The organism is Telluribacter humicola, assembly GCF_017355935.1.
GTDB lineage: Bacteria > Bacteroidota > Bacteroidia > Cytophagales > Spirosomataceae > Telluribacter > Telluribacter humicola.
On record NZ_JAFIQT010000001.1, the window covers coordinates 999,086 to 1,016,167 of the forward strand.

General features: G+C 51.5%; 7 protein-coding genes. 6 read left to right on the forward strand and 1 reads right to left on the reverse strand.

What is annotated here, in order from left to right; translation table 11 throughout:
* The first annotated feature begins 7 nt into the window (after positions 1–7).
* The 4 genes from JUB14_RS04425 (at position 8) to JUB14_RS04440 (ending at position 10,201) form a co-directional block, all read left to right on the forward strand.
* Positions 8–2,419, forward strand: coding sequence for an ABC transporter permease (locus tag JUB14_RS04425; RefSeq protein ID WP_207504546.1), 2,412 nt, complete (start codon positions 8–10; stop codon positions 2,417–2,419).
* A gap of 59 nt (positions 2,420–2,478) precedes the next feature.
* Positions 2,479–4,896 (forward strand): ABC transporter permease, encoded by a 2,418-nt coding sequence (locus JUB14_RS04430; RefSeq protein WP_207504547.1) that lies wholly within the window; start codon positions 2,479–2,481, stop codon positions 4,894–4,896.
* Between the two features lie 143 nt (positions 4,897–5,039).
* On the forward strand, positions 5,040–7,394 hold the full coding sequence (locus JUB14_RS04435; RefSeq protein WP_207504548.1) for an ABC transporter permease: 2,355 nt from the start codon (positions 5,040–5,042) through the stop codon (positions 7,392–7,394).
* A 374-nt stretch (positions 7,395–7,768) separates the two neighbouring features.
* Positions 7,769–10,201 (forward strand): ABC transporter permease, encoded by a 2,433-nt coding sequence (locus tag JUB14_RS04440; protein ID WP_207504549.1) that lies wholly within the window; start codon positions 7,769–7,771, stop codon positions 10,199–10,201.
* 16 nt (positions 10,202–10,217) lie between these two features.
* Here the strand turns inward: JUB14_RS04440 and JUB14_RS04445 are convergent, their stop codons facing one another.
* Complete coding sequence (locus JUB14_RS04445) at positions 10,218–11,867, reverse strand: tetratricopeptide repeat protein (protein WP_207504550.1); 1,650 nt, start codon at positions 11,865–11,867, stop codon at positions 10,218–10,220.
* 361 nt (positions 11,868–12,228) lie between these two features.
* On the opposite strand from JUB14_RS04445, the gene JUB14_RS04450 reads away from it, so the two are divergent.
* Together JUB14_RS04450 and JUB14_RS04455 are read left to right on the forward strand one after the other, a co-directional pair.
* Positions 12,229–14,604: an ABC transporter permease gene (locus JUB14_RS04450; RefSeq protein ID WP_207504551.1), complete on the forward strand. Its 2,376-nt coding sequence runs from the start codon at positions 12,229–12,231 to the stop codon at positions 14,602–14,604.
* Positions 14,605–14,648: 44 nt separating this feature from the next.
* Positions 14,649–17,018, forward strand: a complete 2,370-nt coding sequence (locus tag JUB14_RS04455; protein WP_207504552.1) for an ABC transporter permease — start codon at positions 14,649–14,651, stop codon at positions 17,016–17,018.
* Positions 17,019–17,082: the final 64 nt, after the last annotated feature.

A 17,082-nucleotide genomic window follows, 5' to 3' on the forward strand; every position in this document is an offset into this window, starting at 1 on the left:
GAAAAGCATGATCAGAAACTACCTTAAAATCGCCTGGCGGAGTCTGCTGAAGCATCCTGCCACGACCAGTATTCACCTGCTGGGACTTACTATCGGGCTTACGACCTGCCTGCTGATTCTGCTGTTTATTCAGAATGAGTGGAGTTATGACCAGCACCACCAGTTGGGAAGCCGTATTTATCGGGTCAACCAGATTCAGACCACTGGCGAAGAGGTAGATCGGTCGGGTACCACACCTTATCCCCTGGCACCGGCCATGCGTCTTGACTTTCCGGACTTGACTACTATTGCCCGCATTCATGCGGGCCGCGAAGTGGCGGTCATGATTTCGAAGGAGAAGATTCTGTTAGAAAAAAAGGTACTGTTCGCGGAGCCAGAACTCTTCGCTATGTTTGATTTTGAGTTGGTGCAAGGCAATAGCCGGGCTACGCTGAGCCAGCCCAACCAGGTCATACTCACAGAAAGTACCGCCCGAAAATATTTTGGAACCACATCGGCGATAGGCAAAACGTTTCGCCTGGACAACCGGGTGACCGTGCAGGTAACCGCCATCATGCGCGATATTCCTTCGCAGTCTAACCTGAATGCGGGTATGGTCGTGTCGTTTGCCACCATGAAGGACTTTTTTAGCATGGATATTGACCAGTGGGGGCTGCGTTCGGGGGGTAGTGTATTTGTAATGCTGCCCGAGGGGAAGACACCCGGACAATACACATCCCGGCTGGCTGCCGCGAGTCAAAAGTACTTTGGTGACCGCAAAGGGGAGAAGAACGAACTACTGCTTCAGCCGTTGCACGATATTCATCTAAATCCTGAAATTAGTGGTAATCGGTTTGCACAGCCAATTTCGCCTGTGTATATGTACGTTTTTGGTGCTGTAGGGCTGTTTGTGCTGCTGATTGCCTGCGTTAACTTCATCAATATGTCTACCGCCCGCGCCATGACCCGTGCCCGTGAAGTAGGAGTGCGTAAGGTAGTGGGGGCAACGCGAGGTCAGTTGGTGCGGCAGTTCCTGAGCGAAGCCTTTTGGCTGGCTGCTTTTTCAGCCCTGCTGGCCCTGCTTTTTAGTTACAGTTTGCTGCCGCACGTTAATGACTTCCTGCAAAAGCAGATTGCCTTCCGTTGGACGGAAGCCGTTGGGCTTTTGTCAGTTCTGGCTTTACTTACTACTATATCGGCAGGTATGTACCCTGCCTTTTTCCTGTCGCGTTTCAAGCCCATGCGGGTGCTTAAGTCAGTCGCCGAACCGGGCCGGGGTGGTCAGGGATGGCTACGCCAGGGCCTGGTTGTATTTCAGTTTACGATTTCGCTGGTGCTGGCGGTCGGGGTACTGATTGTCTACCGGCAGATGAATTACTTTCAGCAGAAAGACCTAGGCTTTAACCGCAACGCCATTGCCGTTGTAGGCATACCACAAACGAACAACCTGGCACCAATTGCGCAGGAGTTGCGGCAGATTCCGGGCGTTGAAAACATCACGTTCGCTCTGGGAGCCCCTACGTCCGGTACCAATTTTGGAACGGATATGAGGCCTGATCCCGCTAATCAGGATAAAAAGATAAGTATTGCCCTTAAAATGGCTGACGCTGATTATCTGGACACCTACGGGCTCAAACTGCTGGCTGGGCGCTTCTTTACCCATAGCGATACATTGGCTATTGCCAGTACAGTGCCGGAGGAGCAGCGGCGGTATGTGTTGGTGGTAAATGAAAATTCAGTAAAGGCGCTGGGGTTTTCACGGCCCGAGCAGGCACTTGGACATAAAATCGGGGTGGGTCTCAATGATATCGAAGCCGAAATCGTAGGAGTAGTGAAAGATTTTCATACCAGCTCCCTTCGTGATCCGATTCAGCCGATGGTCATGATAAACTTCCCCTACTTCTATCGGAGCATAGGCCTGAAGTTGCATACCAGTAACTACAAAAACACGATGGCGGCTGTAGAGAGCGTCTGGCGCAAATTCTATAAGGATGAATATTTCGACGCGGAGTTTCTGGACCAAAGCTTACAGGAGCAGTACGAAGAAGAAATGCGACAGTTTACGCTGCTCCGTATATTTGCCGGTCTGGCCCTGATCATCTGTTGCCTGGGCCTGTGGGGCCTGGCCGCCTTTGTTATTGAGCGGCGTACCAAGGAAATAGGCGTTCGTAAAGTACTGGGAGCTTCCGTAACAAGCCTTATTTCTATGCTCAACCAGGATTTCTTAAAACTGGTGCTGATAGCCATTGTCGTTGCGACACCCATTGCCTGGTATGCCATGGACCAGTGGCTGCAGAACTTCAACTACCGCATTGGCATAGAGTGGTGGATATTTGTGTTGGTTGGCGCGGCTGCCGTGGCCGTCTCCTTTTTGACGGTGAGTTTCCAAAGTATTAAAGCGGCTCTTATGAATCCGGTAAAGTCGCTGCGCTCGGAGTAGTTATGACCTAATGCAGACAGCGTTTGGATGCGTGGTCTGCGCTTAAAAACTTTACTATCATGCTCAGGAACAACCTTAAAATTGCGGTACGGAACCTGCTTCGTAACAAGCCCTTCTTCTTAATCAACACGCTGGGACTGGCCATAGGGATCGCTTCCTGTCTGCTCATTTTGCAGTATGTTACATTCGAGCGGAGTTACGACTCTTTTCATCCTGATATCGACAATATCTACCGCATTGAGTTGGATAGCTACCAGAATGGCAAACTGGCGTTTCGGTCGGCGACGTCGTATCCGGCCATTGCTCCCACTCTGAAAAAGGACTTTCCGGAAGTAGTGGAAACGGCGCGGCTGTACGATGCCAACAGCGAGGTAGTTACCTATAATAATGTCAACTTCCGGGAAGACAACTTTTACTATGCCGACAATTCAGTATTTGATTTTTTTAAAATAGATTTCCTGAGTGGAGACCCTAAAAGCGCTCTAACAGAAAAAAATACGGTGGTGCTGTCACAAACCGTGGCCAACCGGTACTTTGGCAAGGAGGATCCCCTTGGCAAAACTATTAAGCTGGGCCAGGAGCCGTACCTGGTAAAGGGGGTATTTGCGGACTATCCTAAAAACTCCCACCTTGAATTAGACCTGTTGTTTTCGTACCGTACCGAGCCGGATGCCCAAACCAGCTGGGGATGGTACGACTTCTTTACCTACGTCAAACTCCGGCCGGGTACCAATGCGGAGCAGTTTCAGGCCAAGATCCTGAATCTGGTCAAGCAATATAATCCCGATCGGTTCAAAACACCCGGCAATCGCGATGAGCTTCTGCTGCAACCCGTCCGGGATATTCACCTGACCTCGCAACTCAATCAGGAAGCAGAGGCTAACGGAAACGGAAAAGCCGTGACGGTGCTATCCATTATTGCGCTGTTTATCCTGGTTATTGCCTGGATCAACTACATCAATCTGGCCACAGCCCGGTCCATGGATCGCGCCAAAGAGGTTGGAGTCCGGAAGGTAGTTGGAGCGGAGCGACCACAACTGATTCGTCAGTTTCTGCTGGAATCGTTTCTTCTGAATCTGCTGGCGGCGGTGCTGGCCGTGGTTATTGTCCTGGTTAGTGCACCTTATTTCAATCAGCTGACGGGGCGCCCCTTATCCCTGCGGCAATGGTTCCAGCACGATCTGTGGCTACCAGCCGTAGCCGTTTTTTTAGTGGGTACCTTCCTTGCAGGACTATATCCGGCTTTTCTTTTGTCAGGTTTTCAGCCGATTGCGGTGCTGAAAGGAAACGGCACCGTGCCCATCCGCCGGTTATCCTGGCTCAGAAGCCTGGTGGGGGGAGCATCGTTACGGCAGAGCCTGATCGTTTTTCAGTTCGCCGCGTCGGTCATTCTTATCATAGGTACCCTCACCGTCTATCGGCAACTGCAGTACATGCAGGAGCAGGATCTGGGTTTCCAGATAGAACAGAAACTGATTGTGCGCGGGGCTGGTATTCGCGACTCTACCTATGAAGCCCGGGCTAATGCCTTCAAGCAGGAACTGATGCGTACCAACGTGGTGCAAAAAGCCACCGGTTCGGCCTATGTGCCGGGGATCGAGATTCTGTGGACCAACGGCGCCCGGCGGCTGGATCTGCCCGACGCGCCCGGCAATATTTTCTATTTCACTTCCTACGACTATGATTTTGTTGAAGCCTACGGAATTGAAATGGCAGCTGGCCGGAATTTCTCCCGGGCGTTTGGGGAAGACCGCAAGGGCGTATTGCTGAACGAAACCGCTGTGAAACTATTGGATTTCAATAGCCCCGAGGAGGCGTTGGGTAAGAAAATCCGGACTTGGGATACCCTCACGGTGGTAGGTGTAGTGAAGGACTACCACCAGCAGGGGCTGCAAAAAGGTCATTCGCCCATGATGATACGGCTCCTGCCTGACAATGCCAGCTACTTTTCGTTACAATTGAATTCGTACGATAAGCTGGAACAGCAACTGGCGGAAATTAAAGCTGTCTACGCGCAATTTTTCCCTGGCAATCCCTTTGATTATTTTTTTCTGGATTCTTTTTTCAACGAGCAGTACAAAGCGGAGCAACAATTTGGGCGCGTATGTACGCTTTTCGCCTGTCTGGCTATCTTTATTGCCTGCTTGGGGCTGTTTGCGCTGACTACGTTCATGGCCAAACAACGCACCAAGGAAATTGGCATCCGGAAGGTACTGGGAGCCAGCGTTCCCAGTCTGGTAGAACTGCTCTCTCGTGACTTCCTGAAGCTGGTGCTCATTGCCATCATCATAGCCTCACCCATTGCCTGGTATGGCATGAACAACTGGCTGCACGACTTTGCCTACCACATAGGGGTTCCCTGGTGGAGCTTTATTCTGGCGGGTACCACAGCTATAGGCATTGCCCTGCTGACGGTAAGTTTTCAAAGTATTAAAGCGGCCCTGATGAATCCGGTAAAGTCGCTACGCTCGGAGTAGTGTATAATGTAGAATTGAGAATGTATAATGATACATTAATGCTTATTGTAAAGATGTAACATTTTGCGTCTTGAAAAGCCTTTAAGAGCTAACAGCTAATACCGCGCAGCGGACCGTCTAACAGCTAACCATCTAAAACAGCCATGTTCAGAAACTACTTTAAAATAACCTTTAGAAGCCTTTGGAAGAATAAAGGTTATACAACCCTGAACATCGTTGGGTTAGCACTGGGTATGGCCTGTAGTGTTCTGGCGGCCCTTTGGGCGTATGATGAATTGACCTACGACCAGTTTAACGAAAACTACGGGTCAATTTATCAGGTGAACCGAAGCTCTGACCGGGACGGAAAGATATTTGTAAGTCAGAATACACCCTATTCGCTGGCAACCGCTTTAAAGCAAACTTATCCTGATATTAAACACGCCACCCGGGTAGATCGGGATGATGCCCGGCTACTGACTGCGGGCGAGACGAAGGTGTACCGGGAGGTGATTTTTGCTGATCCGGACCTGCTAACGATGTTCTCGTTTCCTTTGGCCGAAGGCTCAGTCGCCACAGCCTTGTCGGACCCGAGATCCATTGTACTGAGTCAGAAAACGGCTACGGCCTTATTTGGGACAAAAAATGCGGTGGGACAAATAATCCGGTTCAATAACGAAGTGGATGTGAAAGTAACGGGTGTCCTGGCCGATATACCTGACAACTCAACTTTCAAATTTGACTGCCTGCTGCCGTATAGCCTCAAAGCTGCTATGGACCCGTGGTTTTTGACGCTGGAAGATGACTGGGACAATAATGTAGTCAGAACCTTCATCCAACTGGCTCCCAATGTCACGGCGGCACAAACTTCTGCAAAGATTGAACGCTTCCTGACTACCAAGGACGAATCGGTCAAGCAGCCCCTGCTGCTGCATGCCATGTCCGACTGGCGCTTACGTAATACGTTTGAAAACGGAAAAGTAGCGGGCGGATTGATTGAGTACGTCTGGATATTCATGTGGGTAGCCGGGTTCGTGTTGCTCATTGCCTGCATCAATTTTATGAATCTATCTACGGCCAGGTCCGAAAAACGCGCCAAAGAAGTGGGTATCCGGAAGGCGATTGGTTCGTCGCGTGGCCGCTTGATTCTGCACTTTCTGGGCGAGTCAAACTGGCTGGCATTTTTCGCTTTTGTACTGGCTGTGATGCTGGTGAGTTTACTACTTCCGTGGTTTAATGAGCTTACGGATAAGAGCATCCAGATTCCTTATACCAATCCGGTGTACTGGCTCATCGGACTGGGTATTACCCTGATTACCGGTATGGCGGCTGGTTTTTATCCGGCTTTCTACCTGTCGTCTTTCCAGCCGGTTCGGGTCCTGAAAAGCGCCGTCCGGATCGGTAAGAATGCCAGTATTCCCCGCAATGTACTGGTTGGGTTGCAGTTCACTATTTCAATCCTGCTCATCATCAGTGTGCTGGTGGTCAGTAAGCAGCTGGATTTCGTTAAAGACCGTTCGGTGGGCTATGACCGCAATAATCTCATCATGGCTGACTTTACGGATGCTCTCAAACAAAATGAAGAGGTACTACGCAGCGAACTACTGAATTCGGGCTATGTCAGTGCTGTGTCGGGTACCCAGGCTCCCATGACCGAAATCAGGAACACGAACGGGGTACGCTATGGCGACGATAAAAATACTTCCCTCGTAACCGTAAGCTCCGACTATGACTACCTGAAGACCTTCGGCATCCGTCTGAAAGCGGGACGCGATTTCTCCCGCGAGTTCGCGACCGACAGTGCGGCCGTGTTGCTGAATGAGTCGGCTGTAAAGGTAATGAACCTGACAGATCCTATAAACGAGCAAATTGAGTTCGGGGGAAAGACCTACCATGTTATCGGGGTTATTGAAGATGTACTAATGGACTCGCCCTACGAGAATGTACGGCCGACGGGCGTATTCTTCAAAGAAGATAGTAGAAACATCATCAACATCCGGTTCCGGGAAGGGGTAAAAGTCAACGAAGCTCTGGCAAGTACCAAGAAGATATTTGAGGACCTGGCTCCGGCTTATCCGTTCGGCTACACCTTTGTGGATGAAGAGTATGCTAAGAAATTTGCCAGCGAAGAGCGCATTGGAAATCTCATCAGCGCCTTCGCCCTGCTAACTATTTTTATCTCCTGCCTCGGCTTGTTTGGGCTAGCCGCTTACACGGCCGAGCGTCGCACCAAGGAAATAGGTGTGCGCAAGGTATTGGGGGCTAGCCTGTCCAGTATAGTTATAATGCTTTCCAGAGAGTACGTGTACCTGATTGGTATAGCGTCCGTGGTTGCTTCGCCCATAGCCTGGTACTTTTTGCAGGGCTGGCTTCAGAACTACACCTACCGCATTGACATACCCTGGTGGATATTCCTGGCATCCGGCCTGCTAGCCGTAACCATTGCGTTGCTGACGGTAAGCTTCCAGAGTATCAAAGCCGCCCTGATGAATCCGGTAAAGAGCCTGAGAAGTGAGTAGAGTATAATGTATAATGAAGAATTGATAATCAGAAGTGTACAAAGGAATTGATTTTGGTTTTAAAAGCGGCCCCAGAGGGGCCAAACCTTAGTAGATAATTAGCGAATTAGAGAGATTTGAGCCCCATAGGGGTGACACCTATCACTAAATGTGCCGCTCCGCAGCGGCGGCCGCCTACAGAGCTTAATTTCCGCTTTTAACGCTTTTTCTACTAAGATACCGCCCCGCCGGGGCCACCGTGGCAGCGGCTGAAATAAAATTTTTTCGTACACTACTAATTAGTATTGAGGGAAGGAATATCGAAGAGCTATAACTTAATCCCTTGCGTCAATGATGACCTATAAAAAGCTACCAGCTAACTACCTAAAACAGCCATGATCAAAAACTACTTCAAAATCGCCCTCAGAAATTTATCTCGTCACCGGGGATTTACGATCCTCAATGTACTGGGCCTAAGTGTAGGCGTGGCGGCCTCGCTGCTGCTATTCATGGTAGTTCGCTACGAACTGAGCTTTGACAAATTCCATACCGACCACGAACGAATCTATCGGGTAATCAGAAAGCAGGTGTACCCGAGTGGGCAGGAAGATCTTTCACCGGGAAATCCGCTGCCGGCTATAGCCGCCCTAAAAGAGGACATACCGCAGTTTGAAAAAGTGGTACCCGTGTTTGGTACCTTCGATCCGCAGGTGACCGTACTGGGCAGCGATCCCAACTCCGCGGATGTCAGCACCAAGTACCTCGAAGAGGACGAGGGCCTGCTGGTTGGGCCGGAGTTCTTTGAGCTATTTAACTACCAGTGGCTGGTGGGTAGCCCACAGGTACTTGCCCAGCCCAACGTGGTTGTACTTTCGCGGAAGTACGCCGAGAAGTACTTCAAGGATTACCAAAAGGCGGTGGGACAGTACCTCAAGATCAACAACATAACTACCATGCGGGTAGGAGGGGTACTGGAAGATGCTCCAGTCACGACGGACTTTCCGCTCAACCTGGTACTCTCGTACGAATCCAAGCGGGCCCGGCCGGATCTGTTTGGATTCGGGCAGTTTGATAGCTGGGGAAGTACCAGCAGCAACGATCAGATATTTGTGCGCTTACCCGAAAAGGTCACAGTAGCCACCGCGAATACCCTACTTGAAAAATTCTCACGCAAGCACTACGATAAGCGGAAGGAGAACGATATCAAAACCCACCTGCTGAGTCCGCTGGCGGATGTACACCACGACGAGCGCCTTGATAATTATAAGGGTAAGGTGGTGCCCCTGCAGCGCATCCAGAATATAGCCATTGTAGGAGCATTGCTACTGCTGATGGCCTGCATCAACTTCATCAACATCTACTCCGCGCTGGCCTCCAAACGTGCCAAAGAAGTAGGCGTACGTAAAGTACTGGGAAGCCAGAAAAACCAGCTGGTCGCGCAGTTTCTGACAGAGACCTTCCTGGTGGTAGCCTTCTCAATGCTTGTAGGAATTATGGTCGCTTACATGGCTTTGCCGCTCCTGGAAAAAATATTCAGTGTTCCGGCTGATGCTGCTCTCTACTTTACCCCTGAGCTTGCCATGTACCTGGTAGGATTTTTAATAGTCATAACCTTGCTTTCCGGCGTATATCCATCCCTGATTCTTTCCTCGTTTTCACCTCTCGACATTTTTCGGAAGCAGATTTCCAAAAGCTGGATGGGCGGACTTTCGGTCCGCCAGAGCCTGATTGTATTTCAGTTTGCCACGGCTCTGGTGCTGATCATAGGCACCGTGATCAACCTGCGGCAAATGGAGTACCTCAGTAAGCTGGACCTGGGCTTTGTAAAGGAAGGGGTGTACAATTTTGCGATGGATACCGAGTACCGCCAGCGGTATCAGTCGTTGCGTAACGAAGTACTGCAGATATCGGGTGTCAGCTCCGTGTCCTTTTCGTCCGATCAGCCCTCCTCGGGGAATAACTGGCAGAGTAATTTTGCCTTCACAAAAACATCGGAGGACGAGGACTTTAGTATTTCCATGAAAATGGCCGACGGTGAGTACTTTGCTACCTACGGTCTGAAGTTCCTGGCGGGTGGTCCCTACGCGGCCAACGATACTCTTACGAAGTATGTAGTCAACGAAACCCTTCTCAAAAAGCTGGGTATCAAAGATCCCGCATCCGTTATTGGCAAGGAGATGCGGGTAGGTGGAGGGAAACCGGCCCCTATTGTGGGCGTGGTGAAGAATTTTCATACCAGTTCGGCCAAAGAAGACATCGATCCTATCGTCATTACTACGAATGAACAATTCTACTGGGCAGGAGGGGTCAAGATCCAGTCGCAAAATCTGGCCCAAACGGTAGAAAAGGTAAAAGCAGTCTATGAGAAAGTTTTTCCGGAAGTACCCTTCAATGGTACTTTTTACGAAGAGAGCATTGAAAACTACTACCGGGCCGAAAAGCAGATGGGACTGCTGTACCGCACCTTTGCGGGACTTACCGTATTCATAGCCTGCCTGGGCCTGTTCGGGCTAGCCGCTTTTACCGCCGAGCAACGTACCAAGGAAATCGGGGTTCGCAAGGTACTGGGTGCCTCGGTCCCCAGCCTGGTGACGCTACTATCCAATAATTTTCTGAAACTGGTTGTCATCGCCATTGTCATTGCCACGCCCGTAGCCTGGTACCTGATGCAGGCCTGGATGGAAGACTTCAAGTACCAGGTAGGTATCGAGTGGTGGGTGTTCGTGCTGGCCGCCCTGCTGGCTCTGACGGTAGCCTTCCTGACGGTCAGTTTTCAGGCTGTTAAGGCTGCCTTGGTCAATCCGGTGAAGTCACTGAAAACGGAGTAAGTAAAACCGCCTGCCGTCAGCGTCTGGTGATACGATCTTTGCGCGCTGCCTGGAGACCCTTCAGGGCCCATACGTTACGGGGGAATATTTCCAGATCTCTTTTGAAAACGGCTTCGGCTTCGGCCTGGCGGTTGGCTTTCAGCAGGACATTACCCAGAGCATGACGCACTGAAAAGAACCAGTCAGGGGGCTCGTTGTAATTCAACTGGTCCTCCAGAGCTACCGCCTCGCGAAGCAGGCTGATACTGGTATCATAGCGCCCCTCGCGGGCCATGATTTCGGCTTTTAGTACCCTACGGGCTATTTCCAGAATGGAGGTCATGGTATTGATATCCCAGATAGTCAACGTGGCTATTGCCGGGTCAGTTGATAGTTTTTCGAGTTGTGCCAGTTCTGCTTTCGCCTTATCTGTCTGTCCTTTTTCCAATAGAGCCAGGCCCCGGGCGTAATGGCGGATGGCAACCGGGTATTTCAGACGCAGCGTGTCGGCCTGGGCCATGCGAAGAACTTCATCCCATAGCGAAAATTTAAGCGCTACGTGATAGGGAATCGTGTAGTAGTGCTGGAGCGTAGCCCACCCGGGCTCGGCCAGGAGTTCCTTGTTGGTAAACTCGGCTACTTTGCGGGCTGCCAGCATAGCTGCCTGACTATCGCCTTCCATGGTGGCAGTGGCTGCCATGAAGTGGTAGTTATGAGGAAAGTAGGCCAGTGGAAAAGCTCCCTGTGCGTGGCAGGAGGTAAGGTAAGAGCTATCTGCCAGTACGGCCTGCTGATTAGCTTTGGTACCTTCGTGGTAATCGCCAGTACGGATGTATATATGCGAGGGCATGTGTAGCAGATGGCTGGCTCCCGGAGCCAACCGGCCAAGTACCGCGGCACTATTCAGCCCCCGTTCCGGGGTGGTAGAGGCCTCTACTGCATGAATGTAAAAGTGGTGCGGGGCGATGTGGTTGGGATCTTGTCTGATCATTTTTTCTAGTGTGGAGACAATCTCAGGAGTCCAGGGTTGGGGATTGCCGTCTTTGTCCCACAGGTCCCAGGGGTGCATATCCATGATGGATTCGACAAAGAGCGCTCCAACTGTTACGTCATCCGGGTAGCGGGTGTAGACTTCTCGCAATGCTTTGGAGTAGGCTTCGTCATAGGGTTTGCGGTCGTCGACGGGTTGGGCAGGGTATCGTTTAGCCAGTGCCATGATCAGGGCCTTCTCCTTCTCCGTAGCAGTTGACGAATATTTCAGGGCCTTTTGAATGGCAGCGTAGGCTCGTTGGTAATTGTCGGGCTCCATACCGGCGTTGTAGTTTGGGCCCAGCACGTAGGCAAAGCCCCAATGAGCCATGGCGGAGGTTGAGTCCAGCCGGGTTGCTTCATGAAATGAACGCGCTGCCTCGGCATGATTAAAACCCACGGCCAGCATCATGCCCTGATTAAAATAGCGCTGTACTTCCTGATTTTGAGTACTGATCGGAAAATGCAGATCTCCTAAACTATCAAAAAGAGGTGCTTTCTTACCGGAAGCGTACCAGGCCTGATCAACGGGCTCAGTACGACAGATAACCTGGGCTATGGATGGGCTGTCAGCCTTTTTTTGTTGGGGCTGACACGCCATAGTCAGGCCAGTGATCAGCCAGGTCAGCCCTAACCAGTGTAGGTGTCTATAGTACATGGGATGCATGATTTAAATTATAGGTTAACTAAGAAGCTGACTGTCAGTAAGGTTACTAAAAATTAGATCCAAGTAAAAGGATAGAAGAAGAAAGTTATTTAGCGGTAAATAGAAAGGTAGAGTACTTGATCTCAGCAGAGATTCTCTTTTGAAATGCGTAGCTACCAGCAGCTCAATAATGACTGTCCGCAAATGGCTGTTAACTGTCCGTTAATGAACATTTATTTAGGGTTAAATTTATTTAATTAACTCATAGTAAGTGGGTTATAATTTTGGCATAGCTTTTTCATACTTCGCGTACGGATGCCTGGGCTAGTATCAGATTTCTCAGGGGACTCCGGACCCGAACTATACCTGAGCCATGATAACCAACTACTTCAAAATAGCCTGGCGGAACCTGTGGAAGCACAGGCTGTTTTCGCTTATCAATGTGTTTGGTCTGGCATCGGGACTAACGGTTTGTCTGCTGGCCATCGCGCACATAAAAGGGGCTTTTGACTACGATAATTTCCATCCCAACCGGGAGCGTACGTACCGGGTACTGACCGATGTAGTTGGCAAGAATAACGATGTTACCAGGTACGCTACCTCGCCCATGCCACTGGGGGAGCTCTTGAAGCAGGAATATACCTTTGTGGAAGAGGCGGCCCGGGTAGTGAAGACCTACGGAGAGTTCTCGGGTAATCACAAGCAGCTTTCCCTGCTATGCTTCGCGGTGGACCCTTCTTTCTTTCAGATATTTGGGTACAAACTGGCGCAGGGGCAGCCCGCTACCGAGCCCAATACGGTAGTACTCACCCGCGAAACGGCCGAGAAATTCTTTGGTACTGCCAACCCCATCGGTAAAACCGTAGAGGACAAAAACCTCGGTATCTTTACCGTCACGGGGGTACTGGACGAGCAACCTGCCCGCTCGCACCTGCAGTTTGATATGCTGCTGTCGCTACAGACACCTTACAAGCCAGAACACCGGACTGCATTCGAAGACTGGCGCCAGTACCAGACCGGCTATACCTACGTACTGCTCAAATCAGGTACTACGGCCGAAGCACTGAATAAAGCACTACCAACCGTACAAAGCCGCGTGACCAAGGGGCTGGCCTTTGCAACGGAGAAAGGGTATAGTTTCCGGGCCCAGCGACTGGCTGATTTTTCTCCTTCCTACGAAGATCTGGTACATGGTACTTACGAACCTCAAATAGGAGGTTTATTAATCGAAATGGGCGTAGGCCTGATTACCCTGCTGCTGGCGGCATTCAACTACATTAACCTTACCCTGGCCCGCTCGCTGAGCCGGGCCCGTGAGGTAGGTATTCGTAAAGTTTCCGGGGCGGTTCGCTGGCAAGTAGTAGGTCAGTTTATGGCCGAGTCGGTGGTGCTGTCGATGCTGGCCCTGGGGCTGGCTATCGTGATGCTGGAACTGGTCAAACCCATGGCTTTTGTGCAGCAATGGCTGGTAGGAGGAGTTAAGTGGGACTGGACTTTGTGGGCCGTTTTCGTCCTGTTCAGCATCGTTGCCGGCTTACTGGCAGGTCTGGTGCCGGCGCGGGTACTATCCGCTTTTGAGCCCGCTCAGGTACTCCGAAGCCAGACCGGGCTGCGGGTAATCCGGGGCATCTCATTACACAAATCATTGATCGTAGTACAGTTTGCCATTTCACTCATTGCCATGATTGGCCTCCTGTCCATGGTGCGACAAATGAACTACATGGCTACGGCTGATTACGGCTTCCGTCGGGAAGGCATCCTGAATATTCCTCTGAACGAAGTACCCGCCCACCGCCTGATGAATGAACTAGACGGCCTGGCGGGGGTGGAGCAGGTAGCGGCTACTTCGGACCTGTTTGGCCATAACGGAGGCGGATACGGCCTCGTTCGGAGGGGCGGTGATTCGGCTGCTACGTTCCAGTTTTCTGTGGATCCTCAGTTTGCTTCTACTTTTGATCTGGATATTATAGCCGGTCAGGGCCTTCCAGCGGGTACCTCAACTCTTTCCGGTCAGGATTCCGTTTCCCGCTTTATACTAATTAACGAACAAGCCGTTAAGGCCTTCCGTCTGGGTACTGCGGCCGAAGCCGTGGGCCAGCAGCTACGGCTCAATGACAGCACCGAAGTACAGGTAGCCGGGGTAGTCAAAGACTTCCGGTTCGCCACTTTTGTCTGGGATATAAAGCCCCTGGTGTTATTTACTCAACCCAGCCAGTTTCGCTACCTCACTATACGGGTAGCGCCCGGGAACGAAGCCGCGGTGCTGGCCGATGTACAGCAGATCTGGAAGCGGCTGGCTCCCTACGCGCCTTTCGAAGGGCAGTGGTACAACGATTTCCTGTACCAGCGGCACTCGCATACTTCAGATGCCAATTTTATGCTCCTGCTGATCGGACTTGCCTTTTCCATTGCCTGCCTGGGACTGCTGGGGATGGTCACCTACACCACCCAGACCCGCACCAAGGAAGTAGGGGTACGGAAAGTAATGGGCGCGGAGGTTATTCAGCTAGTCTGGCTGCTGTCCCGTGATTTTGTGAAGCTATTGGGCATTGCGGCCCTGATCGCCCTGCCGCTCGGGTACCTGGCGGGCTATGCCTTTCTGATCAATTTTGCCTACCACGTTTCCATTGGTTTCGAAACCCTGGGGCTGTGCGTAGGGGTACTGCTGGTATTGGGCAGTGCGACCATTGGGTTTAAAACGTACCGGGCCGCTCTGTCTAACCCAACCGAAAGCTTACGAAGTGAATAATAGTAGATCTAAACCTATATCATAAAGCCAAAGCCCAAATAGCTATGATACAGAATTATTTCAAAATTGCCTGGCGAAATATGGTCCGCAATAAGACCTTCTCCACCATTAACGTGCTGGGGCTGGCGCTGGGAATGGCGAGCAGCCTGCTTATTTTTCTGTGGATACAGGATGAACTCAGTGTAGATGCCTACCATGAAAACGGCCCCCGGCTGTACAACGTCATGGAGCGCCAGATATACGACGGAAGGGTAGAGGCAGGTACGAGTACGCCGGGTTTATTACCCGAAGAATTGAAGAGAAAGTTTCCTGAGATAAAGCACGCCGCCGGCTTTACCTGGGAAGAGCAGCATACATTTGCCGTAAAAAACAGAGTCAATAAGGAAAAAGGACGATTTGCGGGCGCGGACTGGTTCAGCATGTACAGCATTCCGCTGCTGGAAGGTACCGCCGAATCGGCTCTGAACGCTCCCAACAACATAGCCATTTCGCGCCGGATGGCCGAGCATTTCTACGGTAGTCCGGCGGCGGCCATCGGGCAGAGTATCCGGGTGGACAGCAAAGACGACTATCAGGTGGCGGCGGTATTCGAAAACCTACCGGCCAACAGCTCCGAAACCTACGACTACCTGCTCAACTGGCAGGACTTCCTCAAGCGCAACGAATGGGCGAAGGACTGGGGTAACAACGCGCCCCAAACCCGCATTGAGCTCCAGCCGGGAGCCGACGCCAGTCAGCTGGAAGCCAAAATAGAAGACTTCCTCCATGATTATAGCGCAGGTCTGAAGGCAGGTACCTTTGATATTCAACTCTTCCTGCAACCCTATCAGGACGCTTACCTCTACTCTAATTTTGAGCACGGCTACCAGGACGGCGGACGGATCGAGTACGTGAGGCTGTTAAGTATCGTAGCCGTATTTGTACTGCTGATTGCTTGTATCAACTTTATGAATCTGGCAACAGCCCGTTCGGTCAAGCGGGCGCGGGAGGTGGGCGTACGCAAGGTAGTAGGTGCGGTGCGGGGGCTGCTGGTGGGGCAGTTTATTGGCGAAGCGCTGCTACTCACCTCACTGGCCCTGATCGTGGCGTTGATCCTGGTGTGGGGGCTGTTACCTACGTTCAATCAGTTGACCGGAAAACAGATTGTACTGCATCTGACGCAGTCGCGCTTCTGGCTGTTACTGCTATCCGTAACCCTGGTGACCGGGCTGGTGGCCGGCAGCTACCCGGCCTTGTTCCTGTCGTCGCTCCAGCCGTTGAAGGTACTCAAAGGCTCCATTCGCTTTGGCTCCGGCGCGCGTCAGTTTCGGCAGGGGCTGGTGGTATTTCAGTTTATGTTGTCGGTGCTGCTTATCGTAGGTACCCTGGTCGTGTACCGTCAGATGGACTACATCCAGAACAAGAATCTGGGCTATAACCGGGAGAACCTGATCTACCTGCCCGCGGAGGGCGAACTGGTTGGAAAGTACAGCACCTTTAAGCAGGAACTACTCAACCAGCCGGGTATCCAGAGCATCACCTACATGGAGGGTACCCCTACCGAGCGCCACGGAAGTACGAATAACGTTAAGTGGCCGGGGAAGGACCCTAACCTGAGCATTGAGTTCATGTTTTCGAGGGTAGACTACGACTTTACCAAAACCCTGAATGTAAAAGTAAAGGGGCGTGATTTTTCGAAAGAGTTTGGTCAGGACTCTACCAATTTTCTGATCAACGAAACCGCCGCCCGCCGCATTGGTTACGATGACCCCATTGGCAAGCCGCTCACCCTGTGGGGGAAGCCGGGTATCGTTGTAGGTGTCATGGAAGATTTTCATACGGGTTCACTGCATGGACCCATTGAACCGATGATTGCCCTGTTGAATCCTGATGCGGATGGCAAGAATATCCTGGTACGTACCGAGCCCGGCCAAACCAAAGAAGCGATGGCCAGTCTGGAAGCGCTGACCCGAAAGCTGAATCCGGAGTTCCCTTTTACCTACCAGTTTGCTGATGAATCGTACCAGAACCTCTACCGGGCCGAAACGGTATTGGGCAGCCTAGCCAACTACTTCGCCTTCCTGGCCATTTTTATTTCCTGTCTGGGACTGCTGGGGCTGTCAGCCTTTATGGCCGAGCAGCGCACCCGGGAGATTGGCGTCCGGAAGGTACTGGGGGCCAGCCTGGGAAGTGTGGTGGTACTGCTGTCCCGCGATTTCCTGAAACTGGTCTTTGTCGCCATTGTTCTGGCTTGCCCCATCGCCTGGTACTTCATGAACCAGTGGCTGGCTAACTATGAATACAAAATAGCCATAGAATGGTGGATGCTGGCGGGAGCCGGTCTGGTGGCTATGGGCATTGCCCTGCTGACCATCAGTTTCCAGAGCATCAAAGCCGCCCTGATGAATCCGGTGAAGTCGCTACGAAGCGAATAATGTAGAATGAAAGGCCTGGCTTGTAGAGACGTAATCGATAGCGTCTCCACAAGCCATACAAGCT

Coding starts and splice junctions, on each gene's coding strand:
- JUB14_RS04425 (WP_207504546.1), top strand. CDS start 8: ATGATCAGAAACTACCTTAAAATCGCCTGGCGGAGTCTGCTGAAGCAT.
- JUB14_RS04430 (WP_207504547.1), top strand. CDS start 2,479: ATGCTCAGGAACAACCTTAAAATTGCGGTACGGAACCTGCTTCGTAAC.
- JUB14_RS04435 (WP_207504548.1), top strand. CDS start 5,040: ATGTTCAGAAACTACTTTAAAATAACCTTTAGAAGCCTTTGGAAGAAT.
- JUB14_RS04440 (WP_207504549.1), top strand. CDS start 7,769: ATGATCAAAAACTACTTCAAAATCGCCCTCAGAAATTTATCTCGTCAC.
- JUB14_RS04445 (WP_207504550.1), bottom strand. CDS start 11,867: ATGTACTATAGACACCTACACTGGTTAGGGCTGACCTGGCTGATCACT.
- JUB14_RS04450 (WP_207504551.1), top strand. CDS start 12,229: ATGATAACCAACTACTTCAAAATAGCCTGGCGGAACCTGTGGAAGCAC.
- JUB14_RS04455 (WP_207504552.1), top strand. CDS start 14,649: ATGATACAGAATTATTTCAAAATTGCCTGGCGAAATATGGTCCGCAAT.